Origin of the sequence: Micromonospora humida (genome assembly GCF_016901255.1) — a bacterium.
In the GTDB taxonomy this organism is placed as follows: Bacteria; Actinomycetota; Actinomycetes; order Mycobacteriales; family Micromonosporaceae; genus Micromonospora; species Micromonospora wenchangensis.
Genome location: NZ_JAFEUC010000001.1, coordinates 217,992 through 232,370 on the forward strand (window position 1 = coordinate 217,992; position 14,379 = coordinate 232,370).

General features: G+C 75.2%; 18 protein-coding genes. 13 read left to right on the forward strand and 5 right to left on the reverse strand.

Going from position 1 to position 14,379, the window contains the following annotated elements:
• Positions 1 to 98 precede the first annotated feature (98 nt).
• Both JQX11_RS01030 and JQX11_RS01035 read left to right on the forward strand, forming a co-directional pair.
• Entirely contained in the window at positions 99 to 707 is a 609-nt protein-coding gene (locus tag JQX11_RS01030; RefSeq protein WP_204923023.1) for an STAS domain-containing protein, read from the forward strand.
• Entirely contained in the window at positions 701 to 988 is a 288-nt protein-coding gene (locus JQX11_RS01035) for a BON domain-containing protein (RefSeq protein ID WP_204923024.1), read from the forward strand. The genes JQX11_RS01030 and JQX11_RS01035 overlap by 7 nt, the downstream gene beginning before the upstream one ends.
• 34 nt (positions 989 to 1,022) lie before the next feature.
• On the opposite strand, the gene JQX11_RS01040 is transcribed toward JQX11_RS01035, so the two are convergent.
• Together JQX11_RS01040 and JQX11_RS01045 are read right to left on the reverse strand one after the other, a co-directional pair.
• Positions 1,023 to 2,804 carry a sulfatase-like hydrolase/transferase gene (locus JQX11_RS01040; protein ID WP_372444521.1) on the reverse strand — a complete coding sequence of 594 codons (1,782 nt, stop codon included), beginning with the start codon at positions 2,802 to 2,804 and terminating at the stop codon, positions 1,023 to 1,025.
• Positions 2,805 to 2,861: 57 nt separating this feature from the next.
• Positions 2,862 to 3,701: a CDP-alcohol phosphatidyltransferase family protein gene (locus JQX11_RS01045; RefSeq protein ID WP_204923025.1), complete on the reverse strand. Its 840-nt coding sequence runs from the start codon at positions 3,699 to 3,701 to the stop codon at positions 2,862 to 2,864.
• 95 nt (positions 3,702 to 3,796) lie between these two features.
• Here JQX11_RS01045 and JQX11_RS01050 point away from each other — a divergent pair, with 95 nt between their 5' ends.
• The 10 genes from JQX11_RS01050 (at position 3,797) to JQX11_RS01095 (ending at position 12,228) form a co-directional block, all read left to right on the forward strand.
• Positions 3,797 to 4,792: a zinc-dependent alcohol dehydrogenase gene (locus JQX11_RS01050; protein WP_204923026.1), complete on the forward strand. Its 996-nt coding sequence runs from the start codon at positions 3,797 to 3,799 to the stop codon at positions 4,790 to 4,792.
• Entirely contained in the window at positions 4,780 to 5,178 is a 399-nt protein-coding gene (locus JQX11_RS01055; protein WP_204923027.1) for a 6-pyruvoyl trahydropterin synthase family protein, read from the forward strand. Before JQX11_RS01050 ends, JQX11_RS01055 begins: the two co-directional genes overlap by 13 nt.
• A gap of 3 nt (positions 5,179 to 5,181) precedes the next feature.
• Entirely contained in the window at positions 5,182 to 6,216 is a 1,035-nt protein-coding gene (locus tag JQX11_RS01060) for a glycosyltransferase family 4 protein (RefSeq protein ID WP_204923028.1), read from the forward strand.
• Positions 6,213 to 7,139, forward strand: coding sequence for a class I SAM-dependent methyltransferase (locus JQX11_RS01065; protein ID WP_232376988.1), 927 nt, complete (start codon positions 6,213 to 6,215; stop codon positions 7,137 to 7,139). The genes JQX11_RS01060 and JQX11_RS01065 overlap by 4 nt, the downstream gene beginning before the upstream one ends.
• A gap of 55 nt (positions 7,140 to 7,194) precedes the next feature.
• The gene (locus JQX11_RS01070; protein ID WP_204923029.1) at positions 7,195 to 8,223 is read left to right on the forward strand and encodes a lysylphosphatidylglycerol synthase domain-containing protein; all 1,029 of its coding nucleotides are present in this window, start codon (positions 7,195 to 7,197) and stop codon (positions 8,221 to 8,223) included.
• 12 nt (positions 8,224 to 8,235) lie between these two features.
• Positions 8,236 to 8,892, forward strand: coding sequence for a GTP cyclohydrolase II (locus tag JQX11_RS01075; RefSeq protein WP_204923030.1), 657 nt, complete (start codon positions 8,236 to 8,238; stop codon positions 8,890 to 8,892).
• A gap of 1 nt (position 8,893) precedes the next feature.
• Positions 8,894 to 9,664 (forward strand): RibD family protein, encoded by a 771-nt coding sequence (locus JQX11_RS01080; RefSeq protein WP_204923031.1) that lies wholly within the window; start codon positions 8,894 to 8,896, stop codon positions 9,662 to 9,664.
• Positions 9,665 to 9,678: 14 nt separating this feature from the next.
• Positions 9,679 to 10,419 carry a zf-HC2 domain-containing protein gene (locus JQX11_RS01085; RefSeq protein WP_204923564.1) on the forward strand — a complete coding sequence of 247 codons (741 nt, stop codon included), beginning with the start codon at positions 9,679 to 9,681 and terminating at the stop codon, positions 10,417 to 10,419.
• Positions 10,420 to 10,511: 92 nt separating this feature from the next.
• Entirely contained in the window at positions 10,512 to 11,207 is a 696-nt protein-coding gene (locus JQX11_RS01090; protein ID WP_204923032.1) for a response regulator transcription factor, read from the forward strand.
• Entirely contained in the window at positions 11,200 to 12,228 is a 1,029-nt protein-coding gene (locus JQX11_RS01095; RefSeq protein WP_204923033.1) for a sensor histidine kinase, read from the forward strand. The genes JQX11_RS01090 and JQX11_RS01095 overlap by 8 nt, the downstream gene beginning before the upstream one ends.
• A gap of 62 nt (positions 12,229 to 12,290) precedes the next feature.
• On the opposite strand, the gene JQX11_RS01100 is transcribed toward JQX11_RS01095, so the two are convergent.
• Positions 12,291 to 12,473 carry a hypothetical protein gene (locus JQX11_RS01100; RefSeq protein WP_204923034.1) on the reverse strand — a complete coding sequence of 61 codons (183 nt, stop codon included), beginning with the start codon at positions 12,471 to 12,473 and terminating at the stop codon, positions 12,291 to 12,293.
• Positions 12,474 to 12,785: 312 nt separating this feature from the next.
• Positions 12,786 to 12,926, reverse strand: a complete 141-nt coding sequence (locus tag JQX11_RS01105) for a hypothetical protein (protein ID WP_204923625.1) — start codon at positions 12,924 to 12,926, stop codon at positions 12,786 to 12,788.
• Between JQX11_RS01105 and JQX11_RS01110 the strand changes: the two genes are divergently transcribed.
• A complete protein-coding gene (locus tag JQX11_RS01110; RefSeq protein WP_269756747.1) occupies positions 12,889 to 13,647 on the forward strand; it encodes a helix-turn-helix domain-containing protein in 759 nt (252 codons plus the stop codon). The genes JQX11_RS01105 and JQX11_RS01110 overlap by 38 nt on opposite strands.
• 58 nt (positions 13,648 to 13,705) lie before the next feature.
• Here JQX11_RS01110 and JQX11_RS01115 read toward each other — a convergent pair whose 3' ends face one another.
• Positions 13,706 to 14,344, reverse strand: a complete 639-nt coding sequence (locus JQX11_RS01115; RefSeq protein WP_204923036.1) for a MerR family transcriptional regulator — start codon at positions 14,342 to 14,344, stop codon at positions 13,706 to 13,708.
• Between the last annotated feature and the right edge of the window lie 35 nt (positions 14,345 to 14,379).

The following is a 14,379-nucleotide window of genomic DNA, read 5'->3' on the forward strand; positions in this document are numbered from 1 at the left end:
GAACCGGTCGTGGTCCGGCGCGCGGGGTCTCCGGTCGACCACCGCGCGCCGGGCCACGACCACCGGACCGCCACGGCCGTCCTCGAGGAGGAGATCCGATGACCGTCGTACCGGACGAACCGCTGATGACGCTGATCTGTGACAGCTGCGGGGCGGTGGCGAGTGGCCCGGCCTGCGTCCTGCCCGACGCCGAGGTGGTCTGGACGTTCGTCGCCGAGCAGGGCTGGACCGGTTCGCCGTTCGCCACCGGGCCGCACCGCTGCCCCCGCTGCGAACTGGCCCCCGAACCGGCCCCGGCACCCACCCGCGCCCCGCGCCACGCCGACCCGCTCGGCGTGCTGGGCGTCGAGCACCTCGACGAGGTCGCGGTCGTCACCGCCGCCGGTGACCTGGACCTCGCCACCGGCGACGTCCTGCACGGCGCGCTGGCGGAGGCCGTCGGGGCCGACCGGCACGTGGTGGTGGACCTGGCCCGGGTGCACCTGATCGACTCCACCGCGCTCGGGGAGCTGGTCCGGGCCCGGCAGGACGCCCGGCAGCGTGACCGGCAACTCAGCCTCGCCGGGCCGTCCCGGTTCGTCCGCACCGTGCTGCACACCATGCGACTGGACCGGGTGTTCCCGGTCTTCGACACCCGCCGGGCGGCGGTGGACTGGTCCCGGTCCCCCGCGACCGCACCGCCCCGGGAGAGGAGCACGGCATGGTGATGCCGTGGCCGCTGCCCGACGACAGCTGGTTCCGTCCCGAGCCCGACCCGCCCGGCCCGCCCGGGGAGGACGTCCGGCTGGCCGCCGAGGTGGCGTACCGGATCGTCGGCGGGGTCGGCCTGCGGGCCCGGCGGATCACCGTCACCGTGCAGAACCGGGTGGCGATCCTCGGCGGGATCGCCCCCGACGTCGACGCCCGGCAGCTCGCCGGCCAGGTGGCCTGGCAGGTGCCCGGCGTGGTCGACGTGTGCAACGCGGTGCGGTTGGCCGCGAAACGCTGACCGTCCGGCGTCACCGGACGGTCAGCGCGGGACCTCAGCGCGGCGCGGCGACGTGGGCGGGCGGCTGCGGGCCGAACGCGGCGAGGAACCGGTCGCGGAACGTGTCCATCGGCCACACCGGGGCGTCCGGCCCGGGACGCAGCCCCTCCTGCCAGCCCCAGCCGGACACCCGGGCCAGCACCGCCGGATCCCGGGCGAGCACGGTGATCGGCACGTCCCGGCTCGCGTTCGGGCCGGTGACCAGCGGGGACGGCTGGTGGTCACCGAGGAAGACCAGCACCGTGTCGTCGTCGCCGTACGTCTCGACGTAGGAGATCAGGCTGTTCAGCGAGTACTCGATGGCCCGCCGGTAGCCGGTGCGCACCTCGGTGGTGCTGCGCCCCACCACGTCCTTCGGGTTGAACGCCACCGACGTCGGCCGGCGGTAGATCGAGCCGTCCCCGACGTGCTCCCAGTCGAGCATCCGGGGGATCGCCCCCCACGGGGAGTGGCTGGAGATCAGCGGGATCTGCGCCATGACCGGGGCGTGGCCGGGGGTCCGCTCCCGGCGCTGGAAGGTCGCCAGGGTGTACTGGTCGGGCATCGGGGCGTAGCTGAACTGCGGGCCCCGGTAGTCCAGCCCCGCCGCGTCGTGGTAGCGGTCGTAGCCGAAGAACGCCCCCTCCGGCCAGGGTGAGGTGGCCGCCGGCATCACCCCGACGGTCTGCCAACCGGCCCGCTGGAACGCCTTGTTGAGGGTCAGCCGGTCGCTGGCCAGCAGGCTGTCGTGCCGCTGCTGGTTGTCGATCCACAGCCCGGACAGCAGCGTGTCGTGGGCCAGCCAGCTTCCCCCGCCGAAGGTGGGCGAGGTGAGGAATCCGCTACGGGCGGTGAACCCGGCTTTGGCCAGCCGTTTCGTTCCCCCGTCGAGCACCGGCCCGACCCCATCGGCGAACTCCGGGTCCTCGACGGCGTCCCGGCCGTAGCTCTCCACGAAGGCCAGCACCACGTCCTTGCCGCGCAGCGCGGTGAGCAGCTGGTCGCCCGGGGTGTCCCGGTAGGCGTCCCGGGCCACCTGGTCGGCGAACTCCCGCCGGTCCCGCAGGCCCGCACCGGCCTGACCGACGTGCTGCCCGACCAGGATCGCGGTGCCGGAGTCGGCGACCGGCACCCCGAGCGTCGCGGCGGCCACCCAGACGGCGGTCAGGCCGGCCACCACCCGGACGGCGGTGCGACGGTGCCCGGTCGTCAGCCGGGTCAGCCGCAGCACCGACCGGGTGGTGAGCACCAGCAGGGCCGCCACCAGGGCGACCAGGGCGACGGCGGCGGCGACCGCACCGCCGGTGCCCACCGAGTCGGTGACGAAGGCGTAGCCGTCGTCCAGCAGCACCCAGTCGAGGACCAGGTCGAACGGGCGGGCGAAGCTGGCCGACATGCCCAGGTCGAGCACCTTGACGACGGCCACCAGCCCCAGCGCCACCCCGACCGCCACCGCGACCGGTCGCCGGGCCCGGCCGGGCAGCGCCAGCAGCAGGGCGGCGGCGACCAGCGCCTCGACCGGCACCCGCAGGAACGCCATCGGGGTGAGCTGGTCGAACCGGCCCGGCGCGGTCAGCACCGCCAGGACCAGCAGCCCGGCCAGCACGGTGGTCACCCGCCCGGCGACCGTACGCCACCGTCCCCGGCCCGCCCCGTCCGGCGGCGTCGGACCGGCGGCGACGTCCGGCCCGTCGACCCCGTCGGCGGGCCCGGCGAACGCGTCGACCCCGGACGGCCCGGCGTCCCCGGTGGGCTCGGCTGCCGTGCTCGGGCGACGCAGACGTGACAACAACGACACTCCGGATGGTCCTTCCTGGGGAGGGCCCCGGCGCACGGCCGGGTCGGCGGGTGAGGCTCAGACCGGCTGGTGGGCGACGAACGACCGGTCGGTGACGGCGTCGACCCGGGGCCGCACCGATGGTACGGACGGCAGCGCCACGACCGACGGCACCAGCGCGACCGGGACCGGTGTGGCGGACGTCGGGGCGACCGCCGGGGTGGGCCGGGTCGACCGGTGCCACCACAGCCAGCCGACGTCGTGGCCGAACGACTCGACCAGCAGCGCCAACGACACCGCGGCCAGCACGGCGGTCACCGGCCGGGCCAGCACGTCGGCGGCGACGACGAGCAGCAGCACCCCCTGGGTGGCGGCGACCACCTTGCGCCAGAAGCGCGGCGGCAGGGTCCCCCGCATCCAGGGCAGCAGCCAGCCCGCGACGACGAAGGCGTACCGCAGGCCACCGATGGCGAGCACCCACGGCCCCACCACCGGCGCCACCTGGACGCTGAGCACCAGGATGAGGAACGCGTCGACCTCCATGTCGAAGCGTGCGCCGAGCGCGCTGGCTGTACCGGTGCGTCGGGCCACCCAGCCGTCCACCGCGTCCAGGGCCAGCGCCACCGCCGTCATCGGCACCAGCACCGAAAGCGGGGTCGGGCCGGAGAACCCGGTGACGACCAGGGCGGTCACCCCGCCGACCAGCACCCCCCGGGCGAGCGTCACCCGGTCGGCCGGCCCGAGCCGGTCGACGCCCCGACGGCGTAGGCCACGCTGCAACGCGACGCAGGTGACCACGCCGTACCCGAGACCGGCCAGCCAGCCGGCGACGTCGAGCCCGACGGTCGCGGCCAGCCCGGCCAGCAGGACGGTCTGTGCGGTCAGGCCGAGCACCGGACCGGTTCGAACCCTGGACACCCTGCCTCCGTGTTTATGATCGACGACCTCGGCAGTGGGTACGCAGGACGCGGCCGTTTCGTTCGGTTCCGCCGGCAGAAGAGGAGAAAACCCGCGTGATCCACGATGCCCGGGCCTTCTGGCTCCGCTCCCCCGGCGTCGGTGAGCTGCGGCCGGTGACCCTGCCCACGCCCGGCCCCGACGAGGTACTGGTCCGCAGCCTCTACTCCGGGGTGAGCCGCGGCACCGAGACGCTGGTGTTCACCGGCAGTGTGCCACCGGGCCAGTACACGGCGATGCGCGCCCCGTTCCAGGAGGGCGACTTCCCCGCCCCGGTCAAGTACGGCTACCTCAGCGTCGGGGTGGTCGAGGCCGGGCCGGCGGCGCTGCGCGGACGGACAGTGTTCTGCCTGCACCCGCACCAGAGCGCGTACGTGGTGCCGGCGTCGGCGGTGACCCCGGTGCCGGACGACGTGCCGGCGGCCCGCGCGGTGCTCGCCGGCACGGTGGAGACGGCGGTCAACGCGCTGTGGGACGCCGCGCCGCTGGTCGGTGACCGGGTCAGCGTGGTCGGCGGCGGGATGGTGGGGTGCAGCGTGGCGGCCCTGCTGGCCCGCTTCCCCGGGGTGCGGGTGGAGCTGGTCGACGCCGATCCGGCGCGGGCGGCGGTCGCCGCGGCGCTGGGGGTCGACTTCGCCCTGCCTGCGGCGGCGACCGGGGGCCGGGACCTGGTGGTGCACGCCAGCGCCACCGCCGCCGGGTTGCAGCGCAGCCTGGACCTGCTCGCCCCGGAGGGCACCGTGGTCGAGTTGAGCTGGTATGGCGACCGGCCGGTGGAGCTGTCGCTGGGCGGGGCGTTCCACGCCGGCCGGTTGACGATCCGCAGCAGCCAGGTCGGCACGGTCTCCCCGGCGCGGGCGTCCCGGCGGGACTTCGCCGACCGGCTGACGCTCGCCCTGGAGCTGCTCGCCGACCCGGTGTTCGACGCGCTGCTGACCGGGCGGTCCCGCTTCGCGGAGCTGCCCGCCGTGCTCGCCCGGCTGGCCTCGGGGGAGCTGCCCGCGCTGTGCCATCTGATCAGCTACGACGAGGAGACACCGTGTTCAGCGTGACCGTACGGGACCACATCATGATCGCCCACAGCTTCCGGGGGGAGGTGTTCGGGCCGGCGCAGAAGCTGCACGGGGCGACCTTCGTCGTCGACGCCACCTTCCGCCGCACCGAACTCGACGACGACGGCATCGTGGTGGACATCGGCCGGGCGACCGACGAGCTGAAGGCGGTGCTGGCCGACCTGACGTACCGCAACCTCGACGACGAGCCGGCGTTCGCCGGGCAGAACACCACCACCGAGGTGCTGTGCCGGACCATCGCCGACCGGCTCGCCGACCGGGTGCAGGCCGGTGGGCTGGGCGCGGGCGCCCGGGAACTGGCCGGGATCACGGTCACCCTGCACGAGTCACACATCGCCTGGGCCAGCTACGAGCGGTCGTTGTAGCCCGTGCGGGCGGTGCACGTCGTCCTGCCCGGCGACATCGACGACCCGGCCACCCCCAGCGGCGGCAACGCGTACGACAGGCGGGTCTGCGCCGGTCTCGGGGCGGCCGGCTGGACGGTGCACGAGCACGGCGTACCCGGAAAGTGGCCGCACCCCGACGAGGCGGCGCGGGCGCGGCTGGCCGGGGTGCTCGCGGCCCTGCCGGACGGGATGCCGGTGCTCTACGACGGGCTGGTCGCCTCGACCGTGCCGGAGCTGCTGGCGGCGCAGGCCGGCCGGCTGCGCCAGGTGGTGCTGGTGCACATGCCGCTGGGCGACGACGCCGAGGCGCGTGCCCTGCCGCTGGCCGACGCGCTCGTCACCACCAGCGGCTGGACCCGGGAGCTGCTGCTGGCCCGGCACCGGATCGACCCGGCCCGGGTGACGGTGGCCACCCCGGGGGTCGACCCGGCCGACGTCGCCCCCGGCACGGCCGCCGGCACCGCGCTGCTGTGCGTCGCGGCGGTCACCCCGGTCAAGGGGCACGACGTGCTGGTCGACGCGTTGACCGGGCTGGTCGACAGGCCATGGACGCTGGACTGCGTGGGCGCGCTGGACCGTGACCCGGCCTTCGTGGCCGGGCTGCGGCAGCGGGCGGACCGGGACGGGCTGGCCGGGCGGGTGCGCTGGCACGGACCGGTGACCGGGCCGGCGCTGGACGCGGCGTACGCGGGGGCGGATCTGCTGGTCCTGCCGTCGCGGGCCGAGACCTACGGGATGGTGGTGGTCGAGGCCCTGGCCCGGGGGATCCCGGTGCTGGGCAGCACGGTCGGCGGGGTGCCGCAGGCGCTGGGCCGGGCCGGCGACGGTGCCGCGCCCGGGGTGCTGGTGCCGCCGGACGACCCGGTGGCGCTGGCCGGGGCGCTGCGCCGCTGGCTGCACTCGGCCGACCTGCGGGACCGGCTACGCCACGCGGCCCGGGGCCGGCGGGCCGACCTGCCCGGCTGGCCGGCCACCGTGACGATCATCTCCCAGGTGCTGGACGGAGTGAGGACATGACCGCGTACGCCACCGAACCGTTCGCCGACTGGCTGCGGCTGCGGGAACCCGCCGACGCCGACGCCCGCAGCGGGGAGCTGGTCGACCTGCTCCGCGCCCGGCTCACCGGCACCGGACCGACCGCCGGTGCCGGTACGCCGGGCCTGTCGCCGGCCGGTGAGGGCGGGCCCGGGATGCTGGTGGCCGGCGTCGGATCGGTCACGTCACTGCGCGGGGACCGGCCGTGGGTGGTGCACGACCTGGGCAGCGGCACCGGGTCGATGCTGCGCTGGCTGGCCCCGCTGCTGCCCGGCCCGCAGCGCTGGGTGCTGCACGACCGGGACCCGGGGCTGCTCGACCGGGCCGGCGCGGCGGTGCCGGTGGCCGGCGACGGCACCCCGGTCGAGGTGACCACCCGGCAGGGCGACATCACCCGGCTGACCCCCGCCGACCTGGCCGACGCGGACCTGGTCACCGCGTCGGCGCTGCTGGACATGCTCACCGCCGACGAGATCGCCCGGATCGTGGCCGCCTGCGCGGGCGTCGGCTGCCCCAGCCTGTTCGTGCTCTCGGTGGTCGGTCGGGTCCGGTTCGACCCCGCCGACCCGCTGGACGCCGAGGTCGCCGCCGCCTTCGACGCCCACCAGCGGCGTACGGTCGACGGCCGGGTGCTGCTCGGCCCGGACGCCGCCGGGGTGACCGTCGCCGAGTTCGCCCGGCACGGGATGCCGGTGACCGTGCGGGAGACCCCGTGGCGGCTCGGGCCGCAGCGGGCGGAACTGATCGTGGAGTGGTTCGACGGCTGGCTGGAGGCGGCCGTCGCCCAGCGCCCCGACCTGGCCGACCGGACAGCCAGGTACGCCCGGTGGCGGCGGGCCGAGGCGGCGGCCGGTCGGCTCACCGTCACCGTCGGCCACGACGACCTGCTCGCCGGGGTGGAATGAACCGGTTCGCCGGCCGGTACGTGAGAAGGGACAGGATCTCCGGAGGAGGAACCGCGTGTCATCCGACGCCACCGGCACGTCACCCGCCCGCGCCCGTACCGCCTGGGCCTGGCTGAGCAACCTGGGCGGGGTGGCACTGGTCGGCGCGCTGCTGTGGTGGCTGGGCACCGGTCCGGCCCTGGCCGGGCTGCGCCGGATCGACGCCCCGGCGGTGCTGGGCGCGCTGGCCCTGGGCGCGCTGGCCACGGTCGGCTGCGCGTGGCGGTGGCGGCTGGTCGCCGAGGCGCTCGGCATCCGGCTGCCGCTGGGCACGGCGGTGGCCGACTGCTATCGGGCGGTGTTCCTCAACGCGACGCTTCCCGGCGGGGTGCTCGGCGACGTGCACCGGGCGGTGCGGCACGGCCGGGAGGCCGGTGACCTGGGCCGGGCCGTGCGCGCGGTGGTCTGGGAGCGGACCGCCGGGCAGCTCGTCCAGGTGGTGCTGGCGGCGGCGCTGCTGCTGGCGCTGCCGTCGCCGGTGCGGCCGTACCTGCCGACGGTGACGGCGGTGGCGGTGGCGGTGGGCCTGGTGCTGGTGGTGCTGGTGCGGGTGCTGCCCCGGTCGGGGCCGTCGCGGCGGGCCCGCGCGCTGCGCGCCGCCGTCGCCGACGTGCGGGCCGGCCTGCTGGGCCGGCGGACCGGGCCGGGGGTGCTGCTGGCCTCGACGGTGGTGGTCGGCTGCCACCTGGCGACGTTCGTGCTCGCGGCCCGGGTGGCCGGGGTCACCGCGCCGCTGGCGGTGCTGGTGCCGCTGACGCTGCTGGCATTGTTGGCGATGGGCCTGCCCGCCAACATGGCGGGTTTCGGCCCGCGCGAGGGCGTCGCCGCCTGGGCGTTCGGGGCGGCCGGCCTGGGTGCCGCCGAGGGGGTGGCGACCGCCCTGGTGTACGGAGCACTGGTGCTGGTGGCGGCCCTGCCGGGTGCCGCCGTGCTGGTGCTGCGGGGTCGCCCGTCCGCGCTGCGCGGACGACCGGGTGACCGTACGGTGGGAAGCCAGGGTGGTTCCTCACCGGTACCCGCTGCCGGGTTGGCCGGCAGCGCCTGACAGAGGAGACACATGTACGACGCACTGCCGGCCGCGACGGTCCGGACACAGGTCACGGTCCCGCTGCGGTTCCCCGACGGGTACGCCACCACGGCTCGGGTCTTCTCCTTTGAGGGGCTGGTGGACGGGCGAGAGCACCTGGCGTTCGGGCTGGGCGACTGGGCGGGCGCGCTGCGCCGGCACGCGGCGGGCGGGGCGGCGCCGCTGGTCCGCCCGCACAGCGAGTGCCTCACCGGGGACGTCTTCGGCAGCCAGCGCTGCGACTGCGGCCCGCAGCTGCGCGAGGCGGTGCAGCGGATCTCCGACGCCGGTGGTTTCCTGCTCTACCTGCGGCAGGAGGGGCGCGGCATCGGCCTCTACCCGAAGCTGGACGCGTACGCCCTGCAGGACGCCGGGTTGGACACCTACGAGGCGAACGTGGCGCTCGGGCACGACGAGGACGAACGGGACTACCGGGCCGCCGCGCAGATGCTGGCGGTGCTCGGGGTGCCGGAGCTGGTGCTGCTGAGCAGCAACCCGGACAAGGCCGAGCAGTTGACCCGGCTGGGGGTGGCGGTCGCCGAGGTGGTGCCGACCGGGGTGTTCCTCTCCCCCGCCAACGCCGACTACCTGGCGGCGAAGGCCAGCCGGGCCGCCGCCCGGGCCGTCGACCTGCCGTCGTTGAACTGAGATGGGTGTCGTACCGGCCGGTGCGGCGGCCACCGCCGTACCGGCGACAACGGCCACCGCCGTACCGGCGTCGACCGGGCGGCCGTACGTGCTGCTCAGCTGCGCCACGTCGATCGACGGCTACATCGACGACGCCACCGGGGAGCGGCTGCTGCTGTCCAACGCCGAGGACATGGAGCGCATCGACGCCGTCCGGGCCGGGTGTGACGCGATCCTGGTCGGCGCGGGCACGATCCGGGCCGACGATCCGCGGCTGATGGTCCGCTCGGCGCGGCTGCGGGCCGCCCGCCAGGCCGCCGGGTTGCCGCCGTCGCCGGTGAAGGTGACGATGACCGCCCGGGGGCTGCTGGACCCGCAGGCCCGGTTCTTCACCGTGGGGGACGCCGAGAAGGTCGTCTACTGCGCCGGGCCGGCGGTGGACAAGACCACCGAGCTGCTGTCCGGGCTGGCCACCGTGGTCGACGCGGGTGACCCGTTGGACCCGGCCCGGGTGCTGGCCGACCTGGCCGGCCGGGGGGTGCAGCGGTTGATGGTGGAGGGCGGCGCGTCGGTGCACGCCCAGTTCCTCACCGCCGGCCTCGCCGACGAGCTGCACCTCGTGGTCGCCCCGTTCTTCGTCGGCGACCGGCGGGCCCCCCGGTTCGTCGGTGACGGCGCGTTCCCGTGGCATCCGGGCCGGCGGGCCCGGCTCGCCGAGGTACGCCAGATCGGCGACGTGGTGCTGATGCGGTACGCCCTGTCGGAGCGCTGCCCCGACGGGGTGCCGGGATGAGCGACAATCGCCCGATGCGGTGCGCAGCGTGGCGGGAGATCCTGTCGGCCCAGCTCGACGGGGAGGAGACCGCCGAGGAGCGGGTGGCGGTGCAGGCGCACCTCGACGGCTGCGCGGACTGCCGCGCCTGGCACGGGGTCGCCGCGATGGTGACGCGACGGGCCCGGACCCGGGTGGTGACGGCGACGGCACCCGACCTGACCGAGTCGATCCTCGCGGCCGTGCCGCCACCGGCCCCCAGGCGCGTCGTGCGGTGGCCCGGTGGGCTGGTCACCGGGTTGCGGGTGGCGCTGGGCCTGCTCGGCGCGGTCCAGCTCGCCCTGGGGCTGGCCCAGGTGGGTCAGGGTGTCAACGCCGAGCACCTGCATCCGGCCGGGCAGCACCTGTGGCACGAGTCGGCGGCGTGGAACGTGGCGGTGGGTGCCGGCTTCCTCTTCGTCGCGCTGCGGCGTACCCCGCCGGCCGGGTTGCTGCCGATGCTCAGCGCCTTCGTCGCCACCCTGGTCCTGCTGTCGGTCAACGACCTGGTCACCGCGCAGGTGGCGGTGCCCCGGCTGGTCAGCCACGGGTTCCTGGTCGGCGGCTACCTGATCACGGTGCTGCTGTACCGGCTGGGTCCGCGTCCGGCCGGCCCGTCGCATCCACGGCGTACCGGCCGGTCCCGGTGGCGGTTGCGGCTCGACGACCTCGACGAGCCCCGCCCGGTCACGGCGCAGCCGTACGGGGCGCAGGCCCGGGACCGCCGGGCGGCCTGAGGCGCGCGGACCGTAAGCACCTGGCAAGGTTTCCGGCGGGTCGCGGCCGGGGTGCGCGGGGCTACGCTGGCCGGCACGAGGGGGAGGTGCCGGTGGCGCAGCGGGTGCTGGTGGTCGACGACGACCGGACGGTCAGCGACGTGGTGTGCCGCTATCTGGAGCACGCCGGTTACCAGGTGGAGCACGTCGGGGACGGGGCCGCCGCGCTCGCCGCCGTGGCCGCCGCGCCGCCGCAGCTCGTGGTCCTGGACGTGATGCTGCCGGTGCTCGACGGGCTGGAGGTGTGCCGGCGGCTGCGGCAGCGGCCGGACGGCGTACCCATCGTGATGTTGACCGCCCGGGGCGACGAGGCCGACCGGATCCTCGGCCTGCAACTGGGCGCGGACGACTACCTGAGCAAGCCGTTCTCCCCCCGGGAGCTGGTGCTGCGGGTCCGTTCGGTGCTGCGCCGGGCCGGCGGTGAGCCGGTCACGGCGGCGGCGCAGGTGCTCGACGACGGCGGGTTGACCGTGTCGACCGGCCCCCGGGTGGCCCGGCTGCACGGGCGGGAGCTGGCCCTGACCCTGCGCGAGTTCGACCTGCTCGCCCACCTGATGCAGCATCCCACCCGGGCGCTGTCCCGGGCCGAACTGCTGGAACGGGTCTGGGGGTGGCGGTTCGGCGACCAGTCCACGGTGACCGTGCACGTACGCCGGCTACGGGAGAAGATCGAGGACGATCCGGCCAACCCGCGCCGTATCGTCACGGTCTGGGGTGTCGGCTACCGGTACGAGCCGGTCGATGACTGACCTGGCGCTGATCTTCGGGGCGGCGCTGGCCGCGTCGGGCGGGGTGGGGCTGCTCGGCGCGGGGGTGCTGCGACTGCTGCGCGGCCGGTCCATCACCGTGCACGTCACGGTGCTGCTGGCCATGACGGTGAGCGCGGTGGTGGCCGGGGTGGCGGTGATCGCCGAGGCGATGTTCCTCTCCCCGCACGACCTGGAGGTGGTGTTGATCACCGTCTCGGCGGCGGCGCTGGTCAGCCTCGCGGTCGGCTGGCTGTTCGCCCGCCGGCTCGCCTCGGCGGCGGTCTGGGCCGACCAGGCGCGGGCCCGGGAGCGGCGGATCGAGAAGGGCCGGCGGGACCTGGTCGCCTGGGTCTCGCACGACCTGCGGACCCCGCTGGCCGGGCTGCGGGCGATGGCGGAGGCGCTGGAGGACCGGGTGGTCGCCGACCCGGACACGGTCGACGAGTACCACCGCCGGATCCGGGTGGAGACCGACCGGATGACCCGGCTGGTCGACGACCTGTTCGAGCTGTCCCGGATCAACGCCGGGGCGCTGCGGCTGTCGCTGTCGGCGGTGCCGCTGGGCGACGTGGTCTCCGACGCGTTGGCCGGTGCCGCGCCGCTGGCCGCCGCCCGCCGCATCCGGCTGGTGTCCGCCGCCTCCGGGTGGCCCACGGTGACCGCGAGCGAACCCGAACTGAGCCGGGTGGTGGGCAACCTGCTGCTCAACGCGGTGCGGTACACGCCGGCCGACGGCACCGTACAGGTCAACGCCGGGCGCGACGGCGATGTCGCCTGGCTGGCCGTCGCCGACACCTGCGGCGGCATCCCGGAGGCGGACCTGCCCCGGCTGTTCGACGTGGCGTTCCGGGGCGAGCCGGCGCGTACCCCACACCCGGGCAACGGGTCGCCGGCCGGCTCCGGCGGGTTGGGGCTGGCCATCGTGCGCGGGCTGGTCGAGGCGCACGGCGGTCGGGTGGACGTGCACAACATCGCCGAGGGCTGCCGGTTCGTCGTCCGGCTGCCGCTGGCCACCGGCTGACGGCGACGCGGGGTCGGGCCGGTTTGGTCGACGCCGCGGGGTCGGGCCGGGGTCGGGCCGGTTCAGTCGAGGCCGCGGATGAGGTGCGGCTCGGTGTCCGGCTCGGACCAGTCGCACTGCCCGCGCCGGTTCGCCCGTCCCCAGGCGTCCAGGGCGGAGGGCGGCCGGTCCGCGCCCGCCGGGCGGCTGGCGGTACGGGGGCGACCGGGCCCGGGCCGGGCCTCGTCGTCGGCGTCGTCGGTCATCGTGTTCCCCATTCCGGGACGTCTCTCCTCACGGCCCCGGCGACGGGCCGGGCGCGCGTTCCTCGCTGCCCAGGTCAACGGTCGAATCGACGGCCGGCGACGGGTGAACCACCGGGATCGCTTTTCCGACATCGGTCCCGAGCCGGGCGCATCGGGCCTTGGCCGCAATCATCACCGGCAAGACGAGGGGTACGCATCCGGAAAAGGGAGCTGTTAGCACCATTCGCATTGCACGCCGTTGACCATGCATTGAGGGTGCCCTAGCATTGAGGCCAGCTGATTCGAAATAACCGCAAAGCCCTTTTTCTGCCATCAGTCCCACCAGTTGCCGTCACCGCCCCGGGGGCACAGCGGAGCCGGCAGGAAGCTGCGTCGCCGCAGCCCAGCACCCACCATGACGCTCGCCGGGGGCACGATGGAAGACCACAGCAGCAGGGCGGTCCGGCGGGTCATCGCCGAAATGCACCAGAATCTGGGAAAGCAATTCAGCGTGGACGAAATGGCGCGAACCGCCCTGCTGAGCAAGTACCACTTCTGCCGGGTGTTCCACCGGGTGACCGGAGTGTCACCGGGGCGCTTTCTCTCGGCGATTCGATTCCAGCGCGCCAAGCACCTGTTGCTGGCCACCTCGTGGAGCGTCACGGACATCAGTCACCAGGTCGGCTACGCCAGCGTCGGCACGTTCAGCGCCCGGTTCAGCAGCAGCGTCGGTCTCTCCCCCTCCAGCTTCCGCCGGCTCGGCCGCGCCCCCGGGCTGGAGGACCCGAGCCGGCCGCCCGGCCCGGTCCGGTCCGGTCCGGCCGAGACCACCGGGCCGACGGTGCGCGGGCAGGTCCGGGCGCTGCCCGGCGAGGCGCCCGACTGGGTCTTCGTGGGGCTGTTCCCGGAACGCATCCAGCAGGGCAGACCGGTCAGCTCCACCGTGCTGCCCGGCCCCGGGCCGTACCTGCTGGGCCCGGTGCCCCCGGGCACCTGGTTCGTGCTGGCCCACGCGACGCACCGTCGCCGGCCGGCCACCGGTGTCCGTCCACTGCTGGTCGGACACCATGGCCCGGTGACGGTCGGCGTCCCGGCCAGGTCGGCCCGGGCCGACCTCACCCTGCGCCCCATGCGCACCTTCGATCCACCGGTGGTGCACGCCGCCGACCTGCCGTCGCTGCCGCGTACCGGCTGACCGGCGGATGCCGGTCGTCACGGTCGGGCGGGCCCGGCATCCATCGGGTGGGGGCCGCTCAGGCGGTGGCCGGCTGTTCGGCCGGAGTGGCGTAGCGGCGCGCCAGGTAGCTCTCCTGCGCCATCCGACGCATCGCCTCGAAGGCCACCTCCGACAGCACGTTCCAGACCGCCATCGCGGTGGCGGAGTGCGCCGACTCGTACTGGAACTCGTGCGTCACGATCCGCTCCGCGCTCTCGGCGTGCTCGCTGAACAGCTCGATGTCACAGTCGGCGTCCAGTTGCTGCAACGCGGTCAGCACGTGGGCGAGGGTGTCGCGGCCCGGGGAGGCGGCGTCGACCTCCCAACCGAGCCGGTCGATGAACGCGTCGACCTGGACCCGGGCCGGCCCGATGTCCGGCGCGTCGTCCTCCTCGGGCTGGTCGGGGAAGAGCGCCCAGATGGTGGCGCGGCACTGCGCGCCCAGGGCCAGTCCCTTGTCGTCGAGGGCGGCCAGTACCCGGCGCACCGAGGACAGGCTCAGTCGTCCGATGCCGGCCAGCACCCGGATCAGCCGGAGCCGGGCGAGGTGCTCCTCGCCGTACTCCGCCTGGTTGCGTGCGGTGGGGCGGCCCGGTTGCAGCAGCCGCTCCCGGATGTAGAACTTGATCGTCGGAAGTGGAACACCACTGATCCTGGCCAGATCTGAGATGCGCATCCGTCCCCCCAGGGTACCGGTGGCCACCCCCGGAC